Source organism: Afipia sp. GW821-FHT14H12, assembly GCF_058803465.1.
The window spans coordinates 177,665-198,733 of the sequence record NZ_JBXAOZ010000001.1 but is presented as its reverse complement, the minus strand read 5'-3'; the positions used below and the strand labels follow the sequence as shown (position 1 = coordinate 198,733).

At 63.5% G+C, this 21,069-nt stretch carries 22 protein-coding genes; 11 read left to right on the top strand and 11 right to left on the bottom strand.

Features of this window, described 5'->3' with window-relative positions:
• Window positions 1-33 precede the first annotated feature (33 nt).
• Window positions 34-330, bottom strand: coding sequence for a co-chaperone GroES (locus tag AC1RNA_RS01005; protein ID WP_009339856.1), 297 nt, complete (start codon window positions 328-330; stop codon window positions 34-36).
• Between the two features lie 285 nt (window positions 331-615).
• On the opposite strand from AC1RNA_RS01005, the gene AC1RNA_RS01000 reads away from it, so the two are divergent.
• Together AC1RNA_RS01000 and AC1RNA_RS00995 are read left to right on the top strand one after the other, a co-directional pair.
• Complete coding sequence (locus tag AC1RNA_RS01000; RefSeq protein WP_009339857.1) at window positions 616-1,116, top strand: hypothetical protein; 501 nt, start codon at window positions 616-618, stop codon at window positions 1,114-1,116.
• A gap of 58 nt (window positions 1,117-1,174) precedes the next feature.
• Window positions 1,175-2,377, top strand: a complete 1,203-nt coding sequence (locus AC1RNA_RS00995; protein ID WP_492949924.1) for an MFS transporter — start codon at window positions 1,175-1,177, stop codon at window positions 2,375-2,377.
• A gap of 56 nt (window positions 2,378-2,433) precedes the next feature.
• On the opposite strand, the gene AC1RNA_RS00990 is transcribed toward AC1RNA_RS00995, so the two are convergent.
• Window positions 2,434-3,201 carry a protein phosphatase CheZ gene (locus AC1RNA_RS00990; RefSeq protein WP_009339859.1) on the bottom strand — a complete coding sequence of 256 codons (768 nt, stop codon included), beginning with the start codon at window positions 3,199-3,201 and terminating at the stop codon, window positions 2,434-2,436.
• A gap of 296 nt (window positions 3,202-3,497) precedes the next feature.
• Here AC1RNA_RS00990 and AC1RNA_RS00985 point away from each other — a divergent pair, with 296 nt between their 5' ends.
• The gene (locus AC1RNA_RS00985; RefSeq protein WP_492949923.1) at window positions 3,498-4,253 is read left to right on the top strand and encodes a L,D-transpeptidase; all 756 of its coding nucleotides are present in this window, start codon (window positions 3,498-3,500) and stop codon (window positions 4,251-4,253) included.
• A gap of 76 nt (window positions 4,254-4,329) precedes the next feature.
• On the opposite strand, the gene AC1RNA_RS00980 is transcribed toward AC1RNA_RS00985, so the two are convergent.
• From AC1RNA_RS00980 to AC1RNA_RS00955, 6 genes are all read right to left on the bottom strand, one after another.
• Window positions 4,330-5,142 carry a DUF2076 domain-containing protein gene (locus tag AC1RNA_RS00980; protein WP_492949922.1) on the bottom strand — a complete coding sequence of 271 codons (813 nt, stop codon included), beginning with the start codon at window positions 5,140-5,142 and terminating at the stop codon, window positions 4,330-4,332.
• Between the two features lie 123 nt (window positions 5,143-5,265).
• On the bottom strand, window positions 5,266-6,099 hold the full coding sequence (locus AC1RNA_RS00975) for a ChbG/HpnK family deacetylase (RefSeq protein ID WP_492949921.1): 834 nt from the start codon (window positions 6,097-6,099) through the stop codon (window positions 5,266-5,268).
• Window positions 6,096-7,151, bottom strand: coding sequence for a glycosyltransferase family 2 protein (locus AC1RNA_RS00970; RefSeq protein ID WP_492951158.1), 1,056 nt, complete (start codon window positions 7,149-7,151; stop codon window positions 6,096-6,098). Before AC1RNA_RS00970 ends, AC1RNA_RS00975 begins: the two co-directional genes overlap by 4 nt.
• Window positions 7,152-7,224: 73 nt before the next feature.
• On the bottom strand, window positions 7,225-8,202 hold the full coding sequence (hisG, locus tag AC1RNA_RS00965; RefSeq protein WP_492949920.1) for an ATP phosphoribosyltransferase: 978 nt from the start codon (window positions 8,200-8,202) through the stop codon (window positions 7,225-7,227).
• Window positions 8,199-9,338: an ATP phosphoribosyltransferase regulatory subunit gene (locus tag AC1RNA_RS00960; protein WP_492949919.1), complete on the bottom strand. Its 1,140-nt coding sequence runs from the start codon at window positions 9,336-9,338 to the stop codon at window positions 8,199-8,201. The genes hisG and AC1RNA_RS00960 overlap by 4 nt, the downstream gene beginning before the upstream one ends.
• A 79-nt stretch (window positions 9,339-9,417) precedes the next feature.
• Window positions 9,418-10,185 (bottom strand): 16S rRNA (uracil(1498)-N(3))-methyltransferase, encoded by a 768-nt coding sequence (locus tag AC1RNA_RS00955; protein ID WP_492949918.1) that lies wholly within the window; start codon window positions 10,183-10,185, stop codon window positions 9,418-9,420.
• A gap of 172 nt (window positions 10,186-10,357) precedes the next feature.
• Between AC1RNA_RS00955 and AC1RNA_RS00950 the strand changes: the two genes are divergently transcribed.
• Complete coding sequence (locus AC1RNA_RS00950; RefSeq protein WP_009339867.1) at window positions 10,358-11,068, top strand: hypothetical protein; 711 nt, start codon at window positions 10,358-10,360, stop codon at window positions 11,066-11,068.
• A 39-nt stretch (window positions 11,069-11,107) separates the two neighbouring features.
• Complete coding sequence (gene ubiA, locus AC1RNA_RS00945) at window positions 11,108-12,043, top strand: 4-hydroxybenzoate octaprenyltransferase (protein WP_492949917.1); 936 nt, start codon at window positions 11,108-11,110, stop codon at window positions 12,041-12,043.
• 14 nt (window positions 12,044-12,057) lie between these two features.
• Here the strand turns inward: ubiA and AC1RNA_RS00940 are convergent, their stop codons facing one another.
• Window positions 12,058-12,591 carry a DUF6101 family protein gene (locus AC1RNA_RS00940; protein WP_492949916.1) on the bottom strand — a complete coding sequence of 178 codons (534 nt, stop codon included), beginning with the start codon at window positions 12,589-12,591 and terminating at the stop codon, window positions 12,058-12,060.
• 270 nt (window positions 12,592-12,861) lie between these two features.
• Here AC1RNA_RS00940 and AC1RNA_RS00935 point away from each other — a divergent pair, with 270 nt between their 5' ends.
• From AC1RNA_RS00935 to lpxK, 6 genes are read left to right on the top strand one after another with little or no spacing between them, the layout of a single operon-like run.
• Window positions 12,862-14,283 carry a TldD/PmbA family protein gene (locus AC1RNA_RS00935; RefSeq protein WP_492949915.1) on the top strand — a complete coding sequence of 474 codons (1,422 nt, stop codon included), beginning with the start codon at window positions 12,862-12,864 and terminating at the stop codon, window positions 14,281-14,283.
• Window positions 14,284-14,323: 40 nt separating this feature from the next.
• Entirely contained in the window at window positions 14,324-15,088 is a 765-nt protein-coding gene (locus AC1RNA_RS00930) for a 3'(2'),5'-bisphosphate nucleotidase CysQ (RefSeq protein ID WP_040298449.1), read from the top strand.
• Window positions 15,089-15,129: 41 nt separating this feature from the next.
• The gene (locus AC1RNA_RS00925; RefSeq protein ID WP_009339872.1) at window positions 15,130-15,378 is read left to right on the top strand and encodes a DUF4170 domain-containing protein; all 249 of its coding nucleotides are present in this window, start codon (window positions 15,130-15,132) and stop codon (window positions 15,376-15,378) included.
• Complete coding sequence (locus AC1RNA_RS00920) at window positions 15,375-16,088, top strand: lysophospholipid acyltransferase family protein (protein ID WP_197083268.1); 714 nt, start codon at window positions 15,375-15,377, stop codon at window positions 16,086-16,088. Before AC1RNA_RS00925 ends, AC1RNA_RS00920 begins: the two co-directional genes overlap by 4 nt.
• Window positions 16,081-17,385 carry a 3-deoxy-D-manno-octulosonic acid transferase gene (locus tag AC1RNA_RS00915; RefSeq protein ID WP_009339874.1) on the top strand — a complete coding sequence of 435 codons (1,305 nt, stop codon included), beginning with the start codon at window positions 16,081-16,083 and terminating at the stop codon, window positions 17,383-17,385. The genes AC1RNA_RS00920 and AC1RNA_RS00915 overlap by 8 nt, the downstream gene beginning before the upstream one ends.
• Window positions 17,378-18,388, top strand: a complete 1,011-nt coding sequence (gene lpxK / locus AC1RNA_RS00910) for a tetraacyldisaccharide 4'-kinase (RefSeq protein ID WP_492949914.1) — start codon at window positions 17,378-17,380, stop codon at window positions 18,386-18,388. Before AC1RNA_RS00915 ends, lpxK begins: the two co-directional genes overlap by 8 nt.
• 3 nt (window positions 18,389-18,391) lie before the next feature.
• Here the strand turns inward: lpxK and AC1RNA_RS00905 are convergent, their stop codons facing one another.
• Window positions 18,392-18,619 carry a DUF2093 domain-containing protein gene (locus AC1RNA_RS00905; RefSeq protein WP_040298402.1) on the bottom strand — a complete coding sequence of 76 codons (228 nt, stop codon included), beginning with the start codon at window positions 18,617-18,619 and terminating at the stop codon, window positions 18,392-18,394.
• Window positions 18,620-18,746: 127 nt separating this feature from the next.
• Window positions 18,747-20,915, bottom strand: a complete 2,169-nt coding sequence (nirK, locus tag AC1RNA_RS00900; protein ID WP_492949913.1) for a copper-containing nitrite reductase — start codon at window positions 20,913-20,915, stop codon at window positions 18,747-18,749.
• Window positions 20,916-21,069 lie beyond the last annotated feature (154 nt).

Genomic DNA, 21,069 nt, shown 5'->3' with positions numbered 1-21,069 from the left:
GAGATGTCTTGAATGATGTCGGGAGAGGCTGCTTCAGCCCAGCACGCCCAGGATGTCGGATTCCTTCATAATCAGGAGGTCTTCGCCATCGAGCTTGACTTCGGTGCCGGACCACTTGCCGAACAGCACGCGGTTGCCGACCTTGAGGTCCATCGGGATCAGCTTGCCGCTCTCGTCGCGTCCGCCCGGACCGACAGCGACTACCTGACCTTCGGAGGGCTTTTCCTTGGCGTTGTCGGGAATGATGATGCCGCCCTTGGTCTTCGCTTCGGCGTCGATGCGCTTGACGACGACGCGGTCGTGCAGCGGACGGAACGTGGTCTTGGCCATGGTGATGGTCCTTCGCGTTGGTTTCAGTTTGGGGATTGATCGGAGCGGACAGGCCGCCCTTGAACGAGACTGGCAGTCCCATTTTGGGAGTGCTAACGGTGTTGCCGTGGGGAAATATGGGCTGGCGCTTTTCCTGTCAAGCAAACGCCGCTGGCTTAAGACCTTGGTGAGGTCATTATATGATGCTCGAAGGCCATCATCCGCGTTCGAACAACAGGCTTTGAGAGAACGCCGCCGCTTGCCAGGCTGGCAAACGTGGTTCATGAAGTCTGTCGAGGAGAATCTATGGTCAGTCTGCGCACCGCTTCGAAATTAGCGATGATTTCGCTTCTTGCCGCTGGTATCGGCGGTTGCAGCACTTTCAACCTCAATGGCAACAATACGCCGGTCGCCCAGGAGCCGGCAGTGGAGCCGGAGATTCCCGCCACCATCCGTGCCGATGAGCTGGTTGGCCGCTGGGGCCTTGCCGCCTATCACAAGCCGGAAGACCGTGTACGTACCGAGAATGCGGCGCGCGGACAGTGCAAGCAGCCTTACGTGATCGGCAAGGGGCCGACCGGAGGCGTCATCATGCATCTGGCCGACGAGGCGACCCCGCAGGAGCTGCGGGTCAAGGGCAGCCGGAGCGGCAAGAACTACATTGGGCCCGCAGGCCCGCCAGGTGGTCCGCAGGATCGCGAGATTGTCTCCTTCGATGGCCGTGTGCTGACCACGCGCTTCATCGATCCGGATGCTGCGACGCGATACGGCACCATGGTCTATGTGCGCTGCGCGCCGCGCGCATAGAAAAGCTGCGCGGGCTGCTCTTCTTTAATCCGCGAATCCTGACATTAATGCCGGTGATATGAACCCTTTTGCCGGACCGGCCGCGCTGATCGCAGGGCCTCATCGCGCGGTGGCGGTGCTGTGCGTTACCCAGATTCTGGGCTGGGGCGCGCTGTTCTATCCCCCCGCTCTCACCATGACCTATATCGCGGATGCCCACGGCTGGTCGCTGCCGCTGGCACTGTCCGGGTTTTCCGTCGCGCTCGGCACATCCGGCCTGTGCGCGCCCTATGCCTGCGGCCTGATCGACAAGCGCGGCGGTAATCTGGTGATGTCCGCCGGCGCGCTGATCGGAGCCGCCGGATTGCTGCTGCTGCCGCTGGCGCCCAATTACCCGATCTACCTGCTGGCCTGGATCCTGATCGGGATCGCCATCGCATCCTGCCTTTACGATCCCGCCTTCACCACGCTCACGCGAATCTATGGCATGGCCTCTCGCGGGCCGATCACGGTCGTGACCTTTTCCGGCGGGTTGGCCTCCACCGTCGGCTGGCCGCTGATGCATTTCCTGATCGAACATTTCGGCTGGGAGAGCGTGTTCTTCACCTGGGCCGGGGTGCTCGCATTCCTGATCGCGCCGCTGCACTGGTTTGTGCTTCCGAGGCGTAAGGCACAGGTGACGGCACCGGCCGTGGCGGCCGATGAGCCGGTTGCGAAGAAGCGATTTGTCCAGCCGCACGGCTGGCCTTTCATTCTGATGGCGGCGGGTTTCGCGGGCCATGCCTTCGCGCTGTCAGGCACAACGACACACCTTTTGCCGATTCTGCAGCGTGGCGGAATCGATCCCGGGCTTGCCGTCACGATCGGCGCGATGTTCGGCCCCGCCCAGATCGTGACGCGCTTTGCGGATTTCGCCAGCAAGGGGCGGCTGCATCCGGTCTGGGTGGCGCGCATCTCGATGGGCACCATGGCGGTCGCTTTCGCGATCCTGTCGTTTGCCGGCATCGAGACGTTGCATGCCATGATTTTCGCGATTTTGTTTGGCGCGGCAAACGGCGTGATGACGATCGCGCGCGGAGCATTGCCGCTCGCGACATTCGGTCCGATGGGATATGGCCGCGTGGTCGGGCGAATTTCACGGCCGGGCCAGATCATGCAGGCGCTTGCGCCGTTCATTCTGGCCTTCGTGATCGACCGCTGGTCGGATCAGGCGGCGCTCGACATCATGATCGGGACGATTGCGCTGGCGCTGCTTTGCTTTTCCATGTTGCGGCGGGTGTGAGGCAAAACAAAAACGCCCCCGCGAAGCGGGGGCGTTGAGAATGGGTTGGCGGCTTTTTAGTTGAACAGCGCGTCGATATCGTTCTGCGAGGCGTGGCCCTCGTCGCCGTCGAGCTTCGGCCCGTTGAGCAACTTGGCATCGCCTTCGCGGGTGTCGAGAATGGCCGGTGCATGCGCCTTGATGGCATCGACGCCACCCCAGATCTCCATCATGACGTTGATGTGATGCTCGATGAATTTCATCGTGTTCATCACCTTGCTGATGCGCTGGCCGGTGAGGTCCTGGAAGTTGCAGGCCTCGAAGATGCTAATGACGCGCTCGGAGATGTCGGCGACCATGCGCTCCTGCTGATCGGCCGAAGTGCCCTTGGCGAGCGCGGAGGCCGCCTGGTCGATGGCTTCCGCCGCCGCAAGGATCTGATCGGTGGCTTCTTCGGTGCCGCCGACGATGGCGCCGAGTTCGCCCGTGACCTTGGACATCTCGTCGCCGCTGAAGCTCGTGCCGTGCAGCACGGCGATTTCTTCCTTGGTGCGGTTGATCGCCTCGTGAATGAGGTCGAGTTCGACCTTCAGCTTCTCGCACTGGGCGATCTGCGCGCGATAGGATTCGAGCGCTGCCTTGGCGTTGGCTTCTTCCTGCGCGAAGTTGGTGGTGTCTTCGGTCTTGGCGCGGGAGCCCAAGGTGATCCGGCCCATTTGTTCGCGGATAACACGCAGCTCCGTCATGATGCGCTCATGCATCTGATCGGACCCTGCTTCGTTCAATTCCGGCATGGCGCCGAACTGCAATTCTTCGATGCGGAAACGCTTACGCTGAGCAGTCATTGGAATTCTTCCCCAACCTCAATGCGCAAGTGTGTAGCGGGCCGCTATTTAACGCCCGGTTCATGGGTATCTTTGTGCCTCGGAAAATATTCTGAACATGCTCAACGGCAATTAACCATGGTGCCGCGTCTTTCATTAAAAATAAACGCTGTTGGAAGGAACGCGGGTGGCCGCGCAATGTGGTGAATCGAAACGCAGCTTTCGTTTACCAAAACTTCCGCGATTGCGCCGTTACATCGGAACGCGCGGCGTCGTGTCGCCCGCATGATCCGTGACGAACAGTACAGAGTACGTCCATGTCCGCAAAAATCCGCCTCGCGCTCGTTGCCGGCGCATGCCTGATCGGCATGAGCTATCCCGCGTTCGCCCAGAATGCCGATTCCCAAGTCTACTATACGTCGCAGGCCGGCTACGCTCCGCAGCCGCAGCCGCAGCGTGTCGCATACCAGCAGCCTGCCAACAATATGGGTGGCGGCTTCATCCAGTTTCTGTTCGGTGGCGGCGAGCAGGCCGCGCCTGTGTACCGGCAGATGCCCGAAGATCAGTACGACCCGCGCCAGCGCGGCTATCAGCAGGAACGTGCGGTGGAGGCGGCGCAGCCCGGCTTCGATCCGCGCTATGAAAAGCAGGTGGTCGACTACAACGGCAAGGAAGCACCCGGCACGCTCGTGATCGATACGCCGAACAAGTTTCTCTATCTGGTGCAGGACAACGGCCGGGCGCTGCGTTACGGCGTTGGCGTCGGCAAGCCGGGCTTCATGTGGTCCGGCGTGAAGACGATCTCCGCCAAGCGCGAGTGGCCGGATTGGACGCCGCCTGCGGAAATGCTCAAGCGCCGTCCCGATCTGCCGCGCCACATGGAAGGCGGGCCGGAAAACCCGCTCGGCGCCCGCGCGATGTATCTCGGCTCTTCGCTGTATCGTATCCATGGCTCCAACGAGCCGTGGACGATCGGCACCAACGTCTCATCGGGCTGCATCCGCATGCGCAACGAGGATGTCATCGATCTCTACGGCCGCGTCAAGGTCGGCACGCGCGTCGTCGTGCTCTGATCGATTTCGCTCATAAATTGAAAACGGCCGCTGTCGCAGCGGCCGTTTTTATTTGGGGGTACGTGACGCTTAAGAGTTACGCGAAATCGCTGTCGTCGGAACCGAAGTCGCCGTCGTCGAAATCGCCGTCATCATCGTCCTGATCTTGGTCCTGATCCTGATCGTCATCGCGGTCCTGCTGGGCATCCTGCGCTTGGTCGGCAAAACTCTGGCGGCGATCCTCGATCCCACCACTGTTACTTTTGCCGATGTCGTTGATGCCGGCGTCGCGCGCGAGGGAGTCATTGTTATTGCCGCCGCCGCCCCACGGACTCGCGGAGCTGCCGCCGAAGCTCTGCTGCTGTCCGCCGCCGAGTCCGCCAAGGCCACGCAAGCTGTTCATCAGGATCGAGCCGCCGATCATACCGGCTGCCGCCGCAGCCGCCGTGCCGAGAAACGACGAACCGCCGCCTTGCTGTGCGCCATAGCCCGGCTGGGCATACCCGCCCGGTGCGCCACGCGGATCGACAGTGCCATCGGTCTGGCCAAGCACCTGACCACTGTTCCACACCGGCCGCGTGTTCGGATTGGAGGGTGGCACGTTCGGCACCGAACCGCGCGAGGCGGTCATATTCGTGTTCTCGCCGAACAGCGAGCCACGCAGCGAATCCAGAAAGCTGCCCTGATTTTGAGGAGTTTCGCCTGCCTCAAGCTGCTTGATCCGCTCTGCGGCATGCTTGAGCGCTTCATCCTGTAACAGCGCCGTCTGCACCAGCGCATAGACTGCATTCGGCGCGCGCCGCAAACCGGCCATGATCGCGGATTCCGCCTCGGCATCGCGTGGGGCGGTCTCGAGCCTTTCAAGCCGGCCGAACAGATCGTCGATCAACTGGCGCTCTTGCGGGGTCATCTTCGTCCTCTCCTCGTTGGGCGAGTGATTCTAGGAACGATCTAGGCGGGTTTTGGATCGGCGTAAGCGGGAGCGGAGATTAAATTTCGCCAAGGTGGCGCGCTGCCCTGCGGCAAACTGCCCTTATGCTTTCGCCAGCGAAATGCCAAGTTCATCGAGCAGACGCGGGAAATCGTCGCTGGCGAGATAGGCATGTTCGCGCTCGCGCTGGTTGGTGAGGGGATCGAGCGCCCGCAAGGTCTCGTCGACGAAACCGGGATGACACATCACAAGGCCGCCATCGGGGAGGGTGCTGAGGAAGCCTCGCATCAGGTTGCCGAAGTCGGGCAGGGTGCGGAAATCGTACGCGCCGGCAAAGGCGGGATTGGTGCGAAGACCGCTCGCGGCGCAACGTCTGCGGAAGGTCGCGCTCAACGCATCGAGCAGCATCGCCTTGGGATTGCCGAGTTGCATGGATGTGTGCGTCCGCCCGCATTGCCGCGCCCATGCCTCCGGTGCCGCGTCACGCGCGGCACGGATGAATCCCTCGCGGATTCCCGGAAACAACTGAACGTGCTGATGACCGTCGAGATAGGCGGGCGGTGTGCCGAACAGTTCGCGAAACAGTGCGATCTGCGCCATCACTTCGGCATAGACGAATTCGGAATCGAGGCGTCGTAACAACGCCATCCGCAAAAGTTTGTTCACCGGCCAGAACATGCCGCCATCGAGCGGGCGAAAGTGCATCGTCAGCGGAGAGAACGGCGCAGTCAGCGTGACATGCAGACCGATTTCGCATCCTTCCGCGGCGATCCGCGAGAGTGCTTCGGCTTCTTCGCGGGTGGCGGCGGGGGCAACCACCATCACCGAGGTGGCGTTGAGGCGGCGGCGTTCGATCAGGTCACGGATGGCACGGTTGACGCCTTCGCTGATGCCGTAATCGTCGGCACAGAGCGTGATGCGGCGCGTTCCGCTCACACCGGGTCTGCCATATGTGAGGGCGTTTCGGCAGTTTCTGCATGGTCGGTTGTGGTGCGCAGTGACTGCTCGGCAACGAAATAGATCGGCCGCGCCTTCAGCTCGGACAGAATCTTGCCGATATATTCGCCGAGCACGCCGATCACGATCAACTGCACGCCACCCAGCGTCATCATGCCGACGACCAGCGACGGATAGCCCGGTACCGATTTGCCGGTCGTCAAGGTCTCCCACATGATCGACAGGCCGAACAGCAGCGCAAAGAAGGCGATCATCACGCCGAGCAGGCTCGCCACCCGCAGCGGCGCGACCGAGAACGAGGTCAGACCTTCGATCGACAGGCCAAGCAAACGCCTTGTGTTGAAGGTGGTGGTGCCGTAGGCGCGCGGCTCGGGCTCGTAGTCGACCCGCATCTGGCGAAAGCCGATCCAGCTTGTGAGGCCTTTGAAGAAGCGGTTGCGTTCCGGCATCATCCGCAAGGCCTGCGCCGCGCGCGGCGACAGCAGGCGGAAGTCACCCGCATCCTCGGGGATTTTCTGACGCGCGCCCCAGTTCACCAGTGAATAGAAATTGTGGACCGCAAAGCGGCGCAAGACCGACTCGTTCTGGCGATGGGCCTTGGCGGTGTAGACGACATCATAGCCGCCCTCGATCCAGTGGCGCACCAATTGTTCGGCGAGATCCGGCGAGTGCTGGCCATCGCCGTCCATGAACAGAACGGCGCCGAGGCGGGCATGGTCGAGGCCCGCCATCAGCGCGGCCTCCTTGCCGAAATTGCGCGACAGCGACACCGTCTGTACGTCGAGATGGTCGGCGGGCAGGTCGCGCGCGACCGTCAGCGTGGCGTCGGTCGAGCCGTCGTCGACATAGATGACCTCGCAGGACAGGCCGTAGCGCTGCTTCAGCTTGAGCGCGAACGTGGAGATGCGGTCATGCAGCGCTGCAAGGCCCGGCGCTTCGTTGAGCAATGGCACCACGATGGACAGCCCGCGCACGGTGACGGGAAGTGTCTCGCGAGTGGAAGCTGGAACCTCGGAGCCGGGCATGAACATCAATTCCTCGAAAGAGCCAACCCCGATATGGCGACGGCAAGAAGGTTTCGCCAACGGGCAGTCATGTCGCGTCTCATGTTCCGAGAAAGGCTTCGAGCCGCGAAAACAGCGGATTGTCGCGGGCCATCACGTAATCGAGCGAACCGATGCTGACGGTTTCCGCACCGCGTGCGCGCAGCAGGCTGCCGAGCGCGTAAAGCTGCGCGGGCGGGCAGTGCAACGTCAGGATGCCGGACGATACCGGGCCGCCGAATGGGGCGACGGCGCCGAAACGGTCGTGGATTTCGGTCAGCAGCGCCTCGTCGCAATTCGATAGGCGGGTGCGGACTTCCTTGTATTTCGCGGCACGGGCGCGGGCGGCGATGTGATCGAGGATGACGCGCGCGGTCTCGCGTGCCTCCGCGGTCCAGTCAGCGGCGCGGGACGCGACGAGATTGGCCTGGCTGCGCAACATTGTGCCGTCGTCCAGAACCTTCAGGCCGTTGGCGACAAGTGTTGCGCCGGTGGTGGTGATGTCGACGATCAGTTCGGCTGCGCCGCTCGCAGGTGCGCCTTCGGTCGCACCCGCGCTCTCGACGATGCGATAATCGACGATGCCATGCAGCGCGAAGAAGTGGCGTGTCAGGTTGATGTATTTGGTGGCGACCCGCATGCGGCGGTTGTGCTTGACGCGGAACGAGGTCGCGACGTCGTCGAGGTCGGTCATGGTACGGACATCGATCCACGCCTGCGGCACGGCGACCACCACGTTGGCGCTGCCGAAGCCGAGAGACTCGATCAGCATCACGCGCTTGTCGGCGTCGGCGATGCTTTCGCGGATCAGATCCTCGCCGGTAATGCCGAGGTGGATTTGTCCGCGTGCAAGCTGGGCTGCGATTTCGCTCGCGGAGAGATAGGCGATCTCGACCTGATCGAGGCCCGCGATGGTGCCACGATAGTCGCGCGCGCCGCGCGGCTTGGCGAGCGCAAGACCTGCGCGAGCGAAGAACGCGTCGGCATTTTCCTGAAGCCTGCCCTTGGAGGGGACGGCGAGAACGAACGGGTTGCTCATGCGGCGTCTCCCGCCTTGGTCAGCGCGTCGATCCAGACAGAGAATCCGACGGCGGGAATGGGAGAGGCCGCACCTAACCGCGTCAGCAGGCCGTCGTAGCGTCCGCCGCCGACCAGCGGCTCGCTGCCATTGTTGCTGCGGCGGATCTCGAACTCGAAGCCGGTGTAGTAGTCGAGGCCGCGCCCGAACGAGGTCGAAAACGCGATCTTGCCGGTGTCGATGCCGCGCGCCGCCATGAAGCCGATACGGCTCTCGAACTCGTCGAGCGCTGCGTTGATATTGATGCCGGCGTCGGCGGTGAGGTTGCGCAATTGCGCCAGCGCCTCGTCGGGCTCGCCCGCAATGGTCAGGAAGCGTTCGATCAGCGTCAGCGTTTCACGCGCCAGCGTGCCGCCCTTCAGGGTCGATTGCTCGAGGAAACGGTCGGCGATCTCCGCCGTCGTGCGGCCGCCGACATTCTCGGTGCCTGCGATCGACATCAGATCGGTGACGAGCGCCAGCGCCGCCTTGCGGTCGGAGCCTGCGAGCGCCGCCAGCACGCCTTCATAGTCGCTCTGGCCCGCGCCCTGCGTCAGGTTCTCGACCTCGGCGGTGATGCTGGTCTTGCGATTGAAGCATTTCACGAGACGGCGTCGCCACACCGGAGCGAGCCTGAGTGCATCGATCAGCGCCATGAACAGCGCCGCGTCGCCAGAGCGGATATCGAGATCGCGGACACCGAAAGCGGAGGTCGCCTCAAGTGCCAGCGCCATCATCTCGGCATCGGCTGCCGTGCGGTCGATGCGTCCGAAGGATTCGACGCCTGCCTGCATGAATTCGCTAGGCTTGCCGCCGCGAAAGCGGAACACGGGGCCGAGATAATAGAAATTTCCCGGCTGGCCGGCGCGGCGCGAGGCAAGATAATCGCGGGCGACAGGGATGGTGAGGTCGGGACGCAGGCACAGGTCCTCACCGTTCGGATCGGTGGTGAGGTACAGGCTCTTGCGGATGTCCTCGCCGGACAGGTCAAGGAACGGCTCGGCCGGCTGCAGGATCGCGGGCGCGGCCTGCTCGTAGCCGGCGCCTGCGAACGCCGACAGCAGGGCATCCGCCCGGGCGGCGGACCCGGTCACGGGCGAGGTGGAAGCGGTATTCATCGGAAAGTCCGTAAACGATCAATTTTGCAGCCGTTTAACACGGTAAGGCCCGGGTTTCGATGGGGAAACTCAAAGTGCCTTAACGGGAATCCGGCCCTCCGGGCTGGCTCCAGTCGCCCAGCGCGGCCTGAACCAGCGCCAGCGCGGCCACGGCGGCGGTATCGGCCCGCAGGATACGCGGGCCGAGCGAGAGGCGCATCAGGCGGGGCTGGCGCAGCAGCAAAGCGCGCTCCTCCTCCGAAAAGCCGCCCTCCGGCCCGATCAGCACGTCGAGGCCTTTTGTCTTGCCTGCCTCCGTCGCCAGGGCTGCGAGCGGGTCACCTTGCGGTGCGGCCTCGTCGCAGAAAACGAGCAGGCGCTGGCCGTCACGCTCCGAAAGGCGGCGCGCGAGCGGTTGCGGCTCATTGATTCCGGGCAGATTGAGGATGCCGCATTGCTCGGCAGCCTCGATGGCGTTGGCGCGCATCCGCTCGGTGTTGACGCGAGATATTTGCGTAAATTGCGTCAGCGTCGGCGCGAGCAGGCTTGCGCCCATCTCCACGGCCTTCTGCACCATGTAGTCGAGCCGGGCGTGCTTGAGGGGCGCGAACAGGAGATGCAGGTCGCAGGGCGTCTCCTGCGGCCGGGTCTGCTCGGTCAGGGTGAGGTGTTCGGGGCGCTTGCGGCCTTCGATCTGCGCGCGCCATTCGCCGTCATGGCCGTTGAAGACCAGAATGCTGTCACCAGTCCCGAGCCGCAGCACGTTGCCGAGATAGTGGCCCTGCTCGCGTTCGAGCGCGACGCGTCCGCCCGCATCGAGCGGCGCATCCACGAACAGGCGGGGGCTTTTGAAATCGCGCTGCATCATCAAACCGCTGGTGTTTTAGAGCATGGAACTGGGCGAGAAAACCCGCCGAATTGGTCCAAACGGGGTTCAAATGCGCCTAACCGCCGCGCTATTGCCTGATTCGGCGGGTTGTTAAGGCTGACCCGGAATCGTAAAAGCAGGCGCAGGCGAAAGCCGCAGCCGGAGGAATGCCGTGATCTCATCTTGCTTGCCGCGTTGGACATTGGCCGTCGTCTCGGCCTGCGCGCTTGCCTCAGCTGGATCAGCCGCGTCTGCGCAGGTGGCATTCCCGGCGCCGTTGCCGGGGCAAACCGCCGCGCCCGCGCCGCAGAAGGCGAATACGGATGCCTTCCCGCCGATCAGCGGCAATGCGCCAATGAAGCCGATGAACGCGCCGCTCGCGTTTCCGTCTCAGGGCGCGGCGCCGATGGGACAAGGCTTTTCCGCGCCGGCCGGACCTCCACCGGCGGCCAGGCCGGGTGGCGGCAATCAGGCGGATTGCATGAAGGGCTTCACGCCGCTGAAGCAGGAAGCCGAGAAGCGCGCCGAGGTCATCAAGGCTCTCGGCAAGCGCAAGGCGCCCGCGAGCGAGGCTTGCAAGGCGCTCGGCGCGTTCGCGCAGTCCGAAACCAAGATGATCAACTACATCAGGTCCAATTCCCAGCGATGCGGGATTCCCGCGCAGGTCGCCGAACAGATGCAGAAAGGCCACATGGGCACCGAGCAGATGCGCGTGAAGGTCTGTAATGCCGCCGAGCAGCAGGCCCGTGCGCCGCGCGGCGGAGGAGCGATGAGTCTCAGCGAAGCGCTCGGCGCGTCCACGGAATTGCCCGAGGCGAAGCCGACCAAGCGCAATGGCGGCTCCACCTTCGACACCCTGAGCGGCAATGTGCTGGCGCGCTGAGGCATCATTGGCCCGTCGGGCCGAATGGTTTTCTCTCCCATGACGGATTTCAGCGCGCCCGTGGCCGATGCGACGGCGAATTGGGTCGATACCTATGCGCCGCTATGGGCGCGGCCCTATCTGCGGCTGGCGCGGATGGACCGGCCGATCGGGACGTGGTTGCTGCTGATGCCATGCCTGTGGTCGGCAGCACTCGCGGCTGGCGTCGCGGATAATCTCTCTCATCTCCCGTCCACGCTTATTCTGTTCGCCATCGGCGCGCTGGTGATGCGCGGCGCGGGCTGCACCTGGAACGACATCACCGACCGCGATCTCGACGCCAAGGTCGAGCGCACGCGTTCGCGCCCCATTCCTGCGGGGCAGGTGACGGCGAAGCAGGCGGTAGTCTTTCTCGCGCTGCAATTGCTGGTCGGGCTTGTCGTGCTCTTGCAGTTCAACTGGTTCGCGGTGGCGACCGGCATCGCTTCGCTGATTGTGGTTGTGGTCTATCCTTTCATGAAGCGCATCACCTACTGGCCGCAGGCGGTGCTTGGCCTTGCGTTCTCATGGGGCGCGCTGATGGGATTTGCCGTGATCCTGGCGCGGATCGATACCGCCGCATTATGGCTCTATGCGGGATCGATCGCCTGGGTGATCGGCTACGACACGATCTACGCCCATCAGGACACCGAGGACGACGCGCTGATCGGCGTGAAATCGACCGCGCTTCTGTTCGGGAAGAATACGCGAGGCTGGCTCGCGTTGTTCTATGGGCTGGCTGTGATCCTGATCGGTGCAGCACTGTGGTCGGCGGGCGCGGGCTTGCCTGCATGGCTCGGACTTGTGGCGTTCGCCGCGCACCTGGTGTCGCAAATCATCCGCCTGCGCATTGCGGATTCGACGCTGTGTCTGCGTCTGTTTCGCGGCAACCGCGATGCCGGCTTGCTGCTGTTCGCAGGCCTTGTGATCGACGCGCTGGTGCGGGCCTGGAGTTAGGCCCGCTTCCCTTTTTAATTCCGGGCGATGATCTCGCGCTCGCCGTGATGCACGGTGGGCTCGGATACCGGACGCCCCGCCTTGCGCCGCGTGAGAAAACGCGGCCTGCGGATGCGGATGACGTTGTGACGCCGGCGGCGCGGCGCGGGGTCGCCCGCGGCTTCGCCTTCTTCCTCGACTTGCGGCAACGCCAGCACGTCGCTCCAGGCCGACCATTGCCGTTCGATCTCGTCGGCATCGGTGCTCAGAAGCAGCGGCACGGACAAGGACGGATCGCGATGGATCAGCACGAGAGCTTCCGCGTCCTCGGTCTGCCGCCGTGCAATGCCGAGAAATTCGGGCATTCGCAGTTGCAGCGTCATGCGCATGCCGCGCACCATGCGGCGCACCACAACGCGTTCGCGATTGATTTCGATTTGCCGCGATCCGCCGTCGGCGCGGCCGTCGCGCGCCTCAAAACGGGCTGGCAAGGAAAGAGGGTCGAGCCGCAGATCGCGGCTCGACCCGGAAGCGGGTTGAGTCCCGCTTAGTCCGTATTGACGCCTCACGTTCTTGTCTCCCCGCCGGGATTATGTTCCCGGTCGATGCGAGGAGAATGTCAGGCGCGGCTCGGAATTCGCTTAAGAAGGCTGGTTAATCGGATGTTGCGCGCATCGCTTCGATTCGCATGCTTGATAAGAGGTTGGCCGACATGATTGACGAGACCTTGCGCTTTCAAGAAATATTGTAAGTTCTTGCGATGGAATGCTTGCAGTCCGCGTAAAACAGGCACATCTCCATCCCTAACGCGTATCAACCCAAGCGGCAGGATTTCGTTCGTGAACTCTTCACCAAACGCAGTATCTTTGACCTCCCTTTCCCCGAACAACGCCGCTTCGTCCTCATCCGTCTCCGATCTGCTGGATCAGAGTGCGCTCACCGATATTGCGCAACGCCTCGTCCAGGCTGCGAAAAAAGCAGGCGCGGATGCCGCCGATGCGGTGGCGGTGCGCGGCGTGTCGCAAGGTGTCGAAATTCGCGACGGGCGCGTCGAGGAATCGGAGCGCTCCGAGGGTGACGATGTCGGCCTGCGGGTGCTGGTCGGCAAGCGGCAAGCGGTGGTCTCCACCAACGACATCAGCGGCGACAATGTCGCAACGCTCGCCGCGCGCGCGGTGGCGATGGCGAAGGTCGCGCCGGAGGACGCATTCGTGGGTCTTGCCGATCCGGCGTTGCTGGCGAAGGACTTTCCCAATCTCGATCTGCTCGACCGCGACGTGCCTTCGCTCGATGTCCTTGAGCGGCGCGCGCATGAAGCGGAGGAGGCGGCGCTCGCAGTGAAAGGCGTCACCAAATCCAGCGGCGCGTCGGCCTCGTCCGGCATCGGCGGCATGGTTCTTGTGACCAGCACCGGATTTCATGGCGCTTACTTGCGTTCCAGCCAGGGCATCTCGATGACCGCGATCGCCGGCGAGGGCACCGGCATGGAGCGCGATCACGATTTCACCTCCGCCATTCATGGCGCGGACCTCGCATCGCCGCGCGATATCGGGCAGAGCGCAGGCGAGCGCGCCGTCGCCCGCGTCAATCCGCGCAAGGTTAAGACCTGCAAGGCGCCGGTGGTGTTCGATCCGCGCGTGGCGGGATCGCTGATCGGACACCTGATCGGGGCCGCAAATGGCGCGTCCGTCGCGCGCAAGACGAGCTTTCTCAAGGACAAGCTCGGACAGCAATTGTTCGACGGCAGCATCCGCATCATCGACGATCCGCTGCGGGTGCGCGGCCTGCGCTCGCAGACGTTCGATGCGGAAGGCGTGGCGGTGAAGCGGCGCGCGATCGTGGACGAGGGCGTGCTGACCACATGGTTGCTGGATTGCGCGACCGCGCGTGAGCTGGGCATGGCGACGACCGGCCATGCCCATCGCGGCGTCTCGTCGTCGCCGTCGCCCGGTGCCTACAATCTGCACCTCGAGCCCGGTGACGTGACCCCGGAAGAATTAATGTCCGACATCAAGGAAGGTTTCTACATCACCGATCTGATCGGCTCGGGCGTCAATGGCGTCACCGGCGATTACAGCCGCGGCGCTTCGGGATTCTGGATCGAGAACGGCAAGCTCACCTATGCGGTGAGCGAGGTTACGATTGCGGGGCATCTGTTCGATATCTTCAAGTCGATGCGGCCTGCGAACGATCTCGTCTTCAAGTATGGAGTGAACTCGCCGACCGTGCGGATCGAGGGGCTGACGATTGCCGGGCGTTGACGACCATCTTGCGGCCGAGGCGATGCTTCTCGCAGGTACGCTGCGCGAGGCCGGACAGCTTGCGGCCGCAATGTTCGGCACCGACCTGAAAAGCTGGATCAAGGGCGGTTCGTCGCCGGTCTCCGACGCCGACATTGCGGTCAACCATTTTCTTGAAGAACGATTGCGCTCCTTCAATCCCGATTACGGCTGGTTGTCGGAGGAAAGTGCCGACGATCTCGCACGGCTCGACAGGCCCCGCGTCTGGGTGGTCGATCCGATCGACGGCACCCGCGCGTTTCTGAACAAGCGCAAGGACTGGTCGATCAGCGTCGCACTGGTCGAGGATGGAGTTCCCGTGCTCGGATGTGTCTATGCGCCGATGAGCGATGAATTCTATCTGGCCGAGCGCGGCAAGGGCGCGACCCTCAACGCCAGCGCGATCAATGCCGCGCGTGGCACCGACCTTGACCTGACGCGAATCGCCGCGCCGCAGTCGATCCTCGATCGCGTGGCGAAAATCTCAGGCGGCACCGCCGGATATCCGCGGATCGGCTCACTCGCGCTGCGGATGTGCCGCGTCGCCAATGGGGCCCTCGACGTCGCCTTTGCCGGTGGCCACAGCCGCGACTGGGATATTGCCGCCGCCGACCTGATTATCAGCGAGGCCGGGGGCGCCATGACCGAACTGACCGGCGAAAACCTTCGCTACAACGGTCCCGAAGTGGCCCACGGCATCCTGATGGCGGCGGGCCGGTCCCGGCATCGGCACCTTTTGGAAACCCTTGCCCGCAAGCCGGTTTTTAATGCCAATGCGCCTATTTGAGGCTTGAATTACCGCGCTGGTCCGTGTTTCTAGGGGCCATCATGCCGGATCCCGCACCGCCTCAATTGCTTCATCTCGTCATCGGTGGAGAGGTTTCCGCCCTCGATGACACGACCTTCAAGGATTTGTCGAAGGTCGAGACGGTGGGCTTGTTCCCGAATTATGCCACGGCCTATCAGGCGTGGAAGGCGAAGGCGCAGCAATCGGTCGATAACGCACACATGCGCTACTTCATTGTGCATATTCACCGTCTGCTCGATCCCGGACACGATTCGAAAACCGGACATTGAACTTGTCGCTTCGTAAACTGGGCCGAGCCGGCTGGGTGCAGCAGACTGCGGGTTTCCTCGCGGCCGAGTTTTTGCGCCTAGTATGGTGGACCAACAGGTTCGAATACGAGCCGCCGGATGTGTATGAGCAGGCCGAGCATCATATGCCGGTGATCGTCGCGTTCTGGCATGGACAGCATTTCATGATGCCGTTCTTGAAGAAGAAGAAATATCCCGCCAAGGTTTTGATCTCGCGTCACCGCGACGGCGAGATCAATGCGATTGCCGCTGAGCGGCTCGATGTCGGCACCGTGCGTGGCTCCGGCGATCACGGCTCCGAGTTTCACCGCAAGGGCGGCGTGGGGGCGTTCAAGGCGATGCTGCGCACGCTGGACAGCAATATCAATATGGCGCTGACGGCGGACGTGCCGAAGGTTGCGCGCAAGGCCGGGCTCGGTGTCATCATGCTGGCGCGTGAATCCGGGCGGCCGATCCTGCCGGTCGCGATCGCGACCAGCCGCTTCAAGCGACTGAACAACTGGGATCGTTCCGTCATCAACCTGCCGTTCGGGCGCGGGATCATGGCGGCAGGCGAACTGATCCATGTGCCGCCGGATGCCGACGACGCCGCGATGGAAATCCTGCGCCAGCAGCTTGAAGGTGCGCTCAATGCCGTGAACCGTCTCGCCTATACGCGGGTCGGTCATCCCGATGAGGGTCTCAATGGCTGATGCCCTGCCGGTGACGCTTGGTGTTTACCGGCGAGCGTCGGCTCTGGCGGCGCCTCTGGCGGGCCTTCTTATCGGACGCAGGCTGAGGCAAGGCAAGGAAGACCCTGCGCGCATCAATGAGCGTCGTGGCAGTCCGGGCCTCGCGCGGCCGCCGGGACCGCTCGTCTGGATTCATGGCGCGAGCGTCGGCGAGGTGCTCGCGGCGGCGGAACTGATCGATCGGCTGCGCGCGCTCAATCTGCGCGTCCTTCTGACTTCGGGCACGCGCACGTCGGCGGAGATCGTCGCGAGGCGTTTTCCGCCGGATGTCATTCATCAGTTCATTCCCTTCGATGTCCCGGCTTTCGTCGAGCGCTTTCTCGATCACTGGAAGCCGGGTCTTGCGCTGTTCATTGAATCCGATCTCTGGCCGAACCTGTTGCTGTCGGCTGCCGACCGGCGGGTGCCTCTCGTCCTGATCAACGGGCGGATGTCGCCGCGTTCGTTTCCGCGCTGGCGCAGGGCGCGCGGCACCATCGCGGCGCTGCTGTCATGCTTCGATCTGTGCCTCACGCAATCCGACATCGATCACGAACGTTTCGCCGCGCTCGGCAGTCCCAATGTCATGACTTCCGGCAATCTCAAGCTCGACATCAAGGCGCTGCCTGCCGATCCCGAGAGGTTCGAACGGCTGAAAGCGGCGACGGGACGGCGGACAGTTTTCGTCGCGGCTTCGACCCATCCCGGCGAGGAGGAGATCATCATCGACGCGCATCGGCGTCTGGCCAGGGATATTCCGTCGCTTCTCACGGTCATCGTGCCGCGTCATCCACAGCGCGGGCCGGCCATTGCGCAGTTGGCTGCCGTCTCCCGCTTGCAGGTGCAATTGCGCTCGCGCGGCGATCTGCCTTCGGCAGATACCGATATCTATATTGCCGATACGATGGGCGAACTCGGGTTGTTCTATCGCATCGCGCCGGTGGTGTTCATGGGCGGCTCGCTCGTTCCACACGGCGGACAGAATCCGATCGAACCGGCCAAGCTCGATGCCGCAATCCTGCACGGGCCTCATGTGTTCAACTTCAAGGATATTTATGCCCAGCTCGACCGCGAAGAAGGCGCGCTTCTGGCTCGTGGCCCCGAGGAGTTCGTCACGCTGCTGCGTCATCTGCTCGGCAATCCGATCGCGCGCAATCGCCTTGCCGCGTCTGCACAGAGTGTCGTGACGCGGCTCGGCGGCGCGGTCGACAAGACGATGGCGGCGTTGGAGCCTTATCTGTTGCAGATGCGAATCGAGCAGGGGGCTGCCGATGCGTGAGCCAGGCTTCTGGTACGCATCGCCTTCGCTTGCCTCGCTGCTGCTCGCGCCCATTGCCGCGATCTATGGCGCGGTGTCAGGCGCGCGCATGGTGCGTCAGGGCGCGCGCGCCGCTGTTCCAGTGATTTGCGTCGGCAACTACCATCTCGGCGGCGCGGGCAAAACGCCGACCACGTTGCGGCTGGTGGAGATGCTGCGCTTGCTCGGCGAGACGCCATTCGTGGTGAGCCGGGGTTATGGCGGCAGCCTCACGGGACCGGTGCGTGTTGCGGATCATTCGGCCACCGAGGTCGGCGACGAGCCGAAGATGATGGCGCGTCATGTGCCGGTGATCGTCGCGCGCGACCGCGTCGCGGGCGCGGAGCTTGCACGCGACGAAGGCGCGAGCGTGGTCCTGCTCGATGACGGATTTCAGAATCCGGCGCTCGACAAGGATGCATCGGTGATCGTGATCGATGCCGCGCGCGGGCTCGGCAATGGTTGCGTGTTTCCCGCAGGCCCGTTGCGGGCACCACTTGCCGTGCAGATCGCGCGCACCAACGCGCTGGTCGTGATCGGCGAGGGCAATGCCGCGAACGATGTCGCGCAGGGCGTGGTGCAGCGCGGCGGCCTCGTGCTGCGCGCCGCGTTCGTACCGGATGAACCGGTTGTCGCGCGATTGCGGGGACAGCGTGTGCTGGCTTTCGCAGGGATCGGCGATCCAGTCCGGTTTTTCGCGACGCTGCGCGCTCATGGCATCGAGGTAGCGTCACAGCGAGCGTTCGCCGACCATCATCCCTTCACGTCTGACGACATCGATGCGCTGGCGCGCGAGGCACAGGCAGGCGGGCTGACGCTGGTGACGACGGAGAAGGATTTCGCGCGGATCGAAGGCAATCCGGCGCTTGCAGCTCATGCCACGCAGATCGTTCCGTTTCCGGTGACGTTGCGGATCGAGGACGAAGGCGCGCTTGAGGATTTTCTGAAAGACCGGCTGCGCCGGGCGCGACAGGCCCGGCAGTAAGCCTTAGGCTTTTTTCTTCACGGAACCCGGAAAAGTCCGTTCCATCGCGGCCTGTGGGGTCGCATAGGCTTCCTGCCGGTCCACGCTCCACAGTGAGAGTTCCTCAAGCGGGATGTGTTCCCCGGTCACGGCGCACACCACATAGGCGCCCGGAGACAGGATGCGGAAATCGCCGTCCAGATATTCGACCTTGGCTTCGCCACGGCCGGACGGCCCGAATTTATTCAACAAGATAAAAGTCTCCCGAAAGCCCCGCCCCGGCATTCCGATCAGGCGCTGTGACTCTACTACAGATAGGCCATGGAGAGGCGGGGTCAACCGCCAATCCAGGGACCTTTCAAAGGCCTCTATGGGCCTTTCAGTGGCCCATGCCGGGCATCACCTTGCCATTGTAGATGTCGGGATTGGGCTCACCCTCGACAATCAACTGTCCAACAAGGCCGCGCTCCATCCGCGCCAGCGCATGATCGACCACGGTGTAGTTGCCCGGCACGTCGAGCTTGAATTCGGTGATGGTGGCGCCGCCCGGCGCAACCGACACGGTCTGGACGTCATGCAGCGGCGGGCTCGTCACCGTGCCGAGATTGTAGACTTTGTCGAAAATCTCACCGATGACGTGGAACGACGACGTGAAGTTGGGGCCGCCGACGCCGAAATACATCCGCACCGTATCACCGACCTTGGCGTGCATCGGGTGCAGCTTCGAGATCGCGCCGACCGAACCGTTGAAGACGAAGTATTCGGGGCGTTCCGCAAGCAGTTTCTCGACGCTGAATTCCTGGCTGCCGTGCTGGCCATAAGGCGCCTCGGTGTAGATCTCGCCCTGCATCACGTAGAATTCGTGATCGACCTTCGGCAGTCCTTCCTCGGGCTCGACCAGGATCATGCCGTACATGCCGTTGGCGATGTGCTCGGCGACCATCGGCGTAGCGCAATGGTAGACGTAGAGGCCGGGCTTCAGCGCCTTGAACGTCATCGACTTCTCGTCGCCCGGATCGACCTGCAGCGCCGCCGCGCCGCCGCCCGGTCCTATTGCGGCATGGAAATCCACCGAGTGGATCATGTTGCTGTCGGCGGAATTCTTCAGATGCACGTCGACGGTGTCGCCGACGCGCACGCGTACCATCGGCCCGGGCACCTTGCCGTTGAAGGTCCAGTAGCCGAAGGTGGTGCCTTCCGCGAGGCGGCCTTCCATTTCCACGGTGAACAGATCGACGCGCACCGTCTTCGGATCGCGCTTGCCGATGGGCGGCGGCATGTCGGCCGGATCGCGCGAGATGTCGGCTTCCACCGTCGTTTGCGGCGTGGCCGTATTCGTCACCAGGAACTGGCCTTCCATGCCCGCGAGGCGATGTCCCGGCACGTCGCAGTAATAGAGATAGTCACCGGCCTTGCCGGCGCGGAAGACGATGGTGGTGCTCGCGCCCTTGCCCAGCACGCGCGGCGAGCGCGCGTCCTGATCGGGGAAGACGATGTTGTGCTCGGCGCCTTCGCCGTTGATGAGGGTGAGCTGCACGACCTGCCCCTCGACGGCGGTCAGAATCGGGTTGGCCTTGCCGTCGATGGTGCCGCCGACGCCGATGAATACCATCTTGCCGCCAGCGATGCCGGAGCGAAGCGTGTATTTTGCGTCAGACACATAGGTGTGCGCGGTGGCCGGAGCTTGTGCGGCGGGTGCGGGCGCGGCGGCAGATGGCGCCTTGGCGGCCTCGTTTGCACCACTCGCGGCAGGTGCGGCGTTCGCTTTCGCCAGGAAGGCGATCACGTCGGTGCGGTCGGCCTCTGTCTTCAGGCCGGGAAAGGGCATCTTGTTGCCAGGGACGACTTTCTGCGGGTCGGCGAGATAAGCGTCGAGCTTTTCGGGCGTCCAGGTGATCCCACTCTGCTTCATCGCGGCGGAGAAGCTGTAGTTCGGCACGTCGCCTGCCTTGCTTCCGACAATGCCGGCGAGAGTCGGACCAAGACCATTGCGGCCGGGCTGGGTTGAATGGCAGGCCTGACACTTCTTGTAGACTTCGCGGCCGTGAACCACGTCGCCTTCGACATTGGCCGCGCTTGCGGTTGAAGCGACTGACGGCGCCGGATTGGCCTGAGCGACCTTGGCGGGAGGCGTCGGTGCCGGTGCCGTCTTTGCCGGAGCTGTTTTCGCTGGAGTCATGGCCATGGCGTGATCATGAGCAGCAGGCGGATTGGCCGTCGCTGTGGTGGAAGCGGGGGCTTGCGCTGCTGGTGCGGCCTTAGGAGTCGCAGCGGTGTGGCTGTCCTCATGGCTGGCAGCCGGCTTGGCTACAGGTGCTGCAGCAGTTTTCGCAGGCGCGGCTTGTGGCGTGGCGGGCGTGTTCGCCGCCGGCTTGGCGGGTGCGTTATCCTGTGCTGCCGGAGATGAAGTGCTGGCCGCTACCTGCGTGGTCGCGGTGCGTGCGCGATTGTGAGAGATGCCGGCGATGGCCAGCAGTGCGAAAACAGCGATGACGCCAAGTGTGCCCGGGAGCCAATTCTTCAGGTTCGAGTGCGTGAAGAATGCCATCGGGACTGCCTTTCTCTGGGTCGAGCGAAATCAGGCTCGCGGGCAGAGACTATCGGCAGATCGGGCTCGTGAATAGACATTCTCTTTCCGCGCTGCCGCAAGCAATGCGATATCCCGTTCGCGATATCGCATTTGCCTAAGATTGTCATCGCAG

What these genes read in the sequence shown, in the direction of transcription:
- hisG (WP_492949920.1), bottom strand. Translation starts at nt 8,202, where the DNA reads ATGAGCAACCCGTTCGTTCTCGCCGTCCCCTCCAAGGGCAGGCTTCAG.
- AC1RNA_RS00925 (WP_009339872.1), top strand. Translation starts at nt 15,130, where the DNA reads ATGCCGGATCCCGCACCGCCTCAATTGCTTCATCTCGTCATCGGTGGA.
- nirK (WP_492949913.1), bottom strand. Translation starts at nt 20,915, where the DNA reads ATGGCATTCTTCACGCACTCGAACCTGAAGAATTGGCTCCCGGGCACA.
- lpxK (WP_492949914.1), top strand. Translation starts at nt 17,378, where the DNA reads ATGCGTGAGCCAGGCTTCTGGTACGCATCGCCTTCGCTTGCCTCGCTG.
- AC1RNA_RS01000 (WP_009339857.1), top strand. Translation starts at nt 616, where the DNA reads ATGGTCAGTCTGCGCACCGCTTCGAAATTAGCGATGATTTCGCTTCTT.
- AC1RNA_RS00995 (WP_492949924.1), top strand. Translation starts at nt 1,175, where the DNA reads ATGAACCCTTTTGCCGGACCGGCCGCGCTGATCGCAGGGCCTCATCGC.
- AC1RNA_RS01005 (WP_009339856.1), bottom strand. Translation starts at nt 330, where the DNA reads ATGGCCAAGACCACGTTCCGTCCGCTGCACGACCGCGTCGTCGTCAAG.
- AC1RNA_RS00955 (WP_492949918.1), bottom strand. Translation starts at nt 10,185, where the DNA reads ATGATGCAGCGCGATTTCAAAAGCCCCCGCCTGTTCGTGGATGCGCCG.
- AC1RNA_RS00990 (WP_009339859.1), bottom strand. Translation starts at nt 3,201, where the DNA reads ATGACTGCTCAGCGTAAGCGTTTCCGCATCGAAGAATTGCAGTTCGGC.
- AC1RNA_RS00960 (WP_492949919.1), bottom strand. Translation starts at nt 9,338, where the DNA reads ATGAATACCGCTTCCACCTCGCCCGTGACCGGGTCCGCCGCCCGGGCG.
- AC1RNA_RS00915 (WP_009339874.1), top strand. Translation starts at nt 16,081, where the DNA reads ATGGCTGATGCCCTGCCGGTGACGCTTGGTGTTTACCGGCGAGCGTCG.
- ubiA (WP_492949917.1), top strand. Translation starts at nt 11,108, where the DNA reads ATGACGGATTTCAGCGCGCCCGTGGCCGATGCGACGGCGAATTGGGTC.
- AC1RNA_RS00980 (WP_492949922.1), bottom strand. Translation starts at nt 5,142, where the DNA reads ATGACCCCGCAAGAGCGCCAGTTGATCGACGATCTGTTCGGCCGGCTT.
- AC1RNA_RS00985 (WP_492949923.1), top strand. Translation starts at nt 3,498, where the DNA reads ATGTCCGCAAAAATCCGCCTCGCGCTCGTTGCCGGCGCATGCCTGATC.
- AC1RNA_RS00970 (WP_492951158.1), bottom strand. Translation starts at nt 7,151, where the DNA reads ATGTTCATGCCCGGCTCCGAGGTTCCAGCTTCCACTCGCGAGACACTT.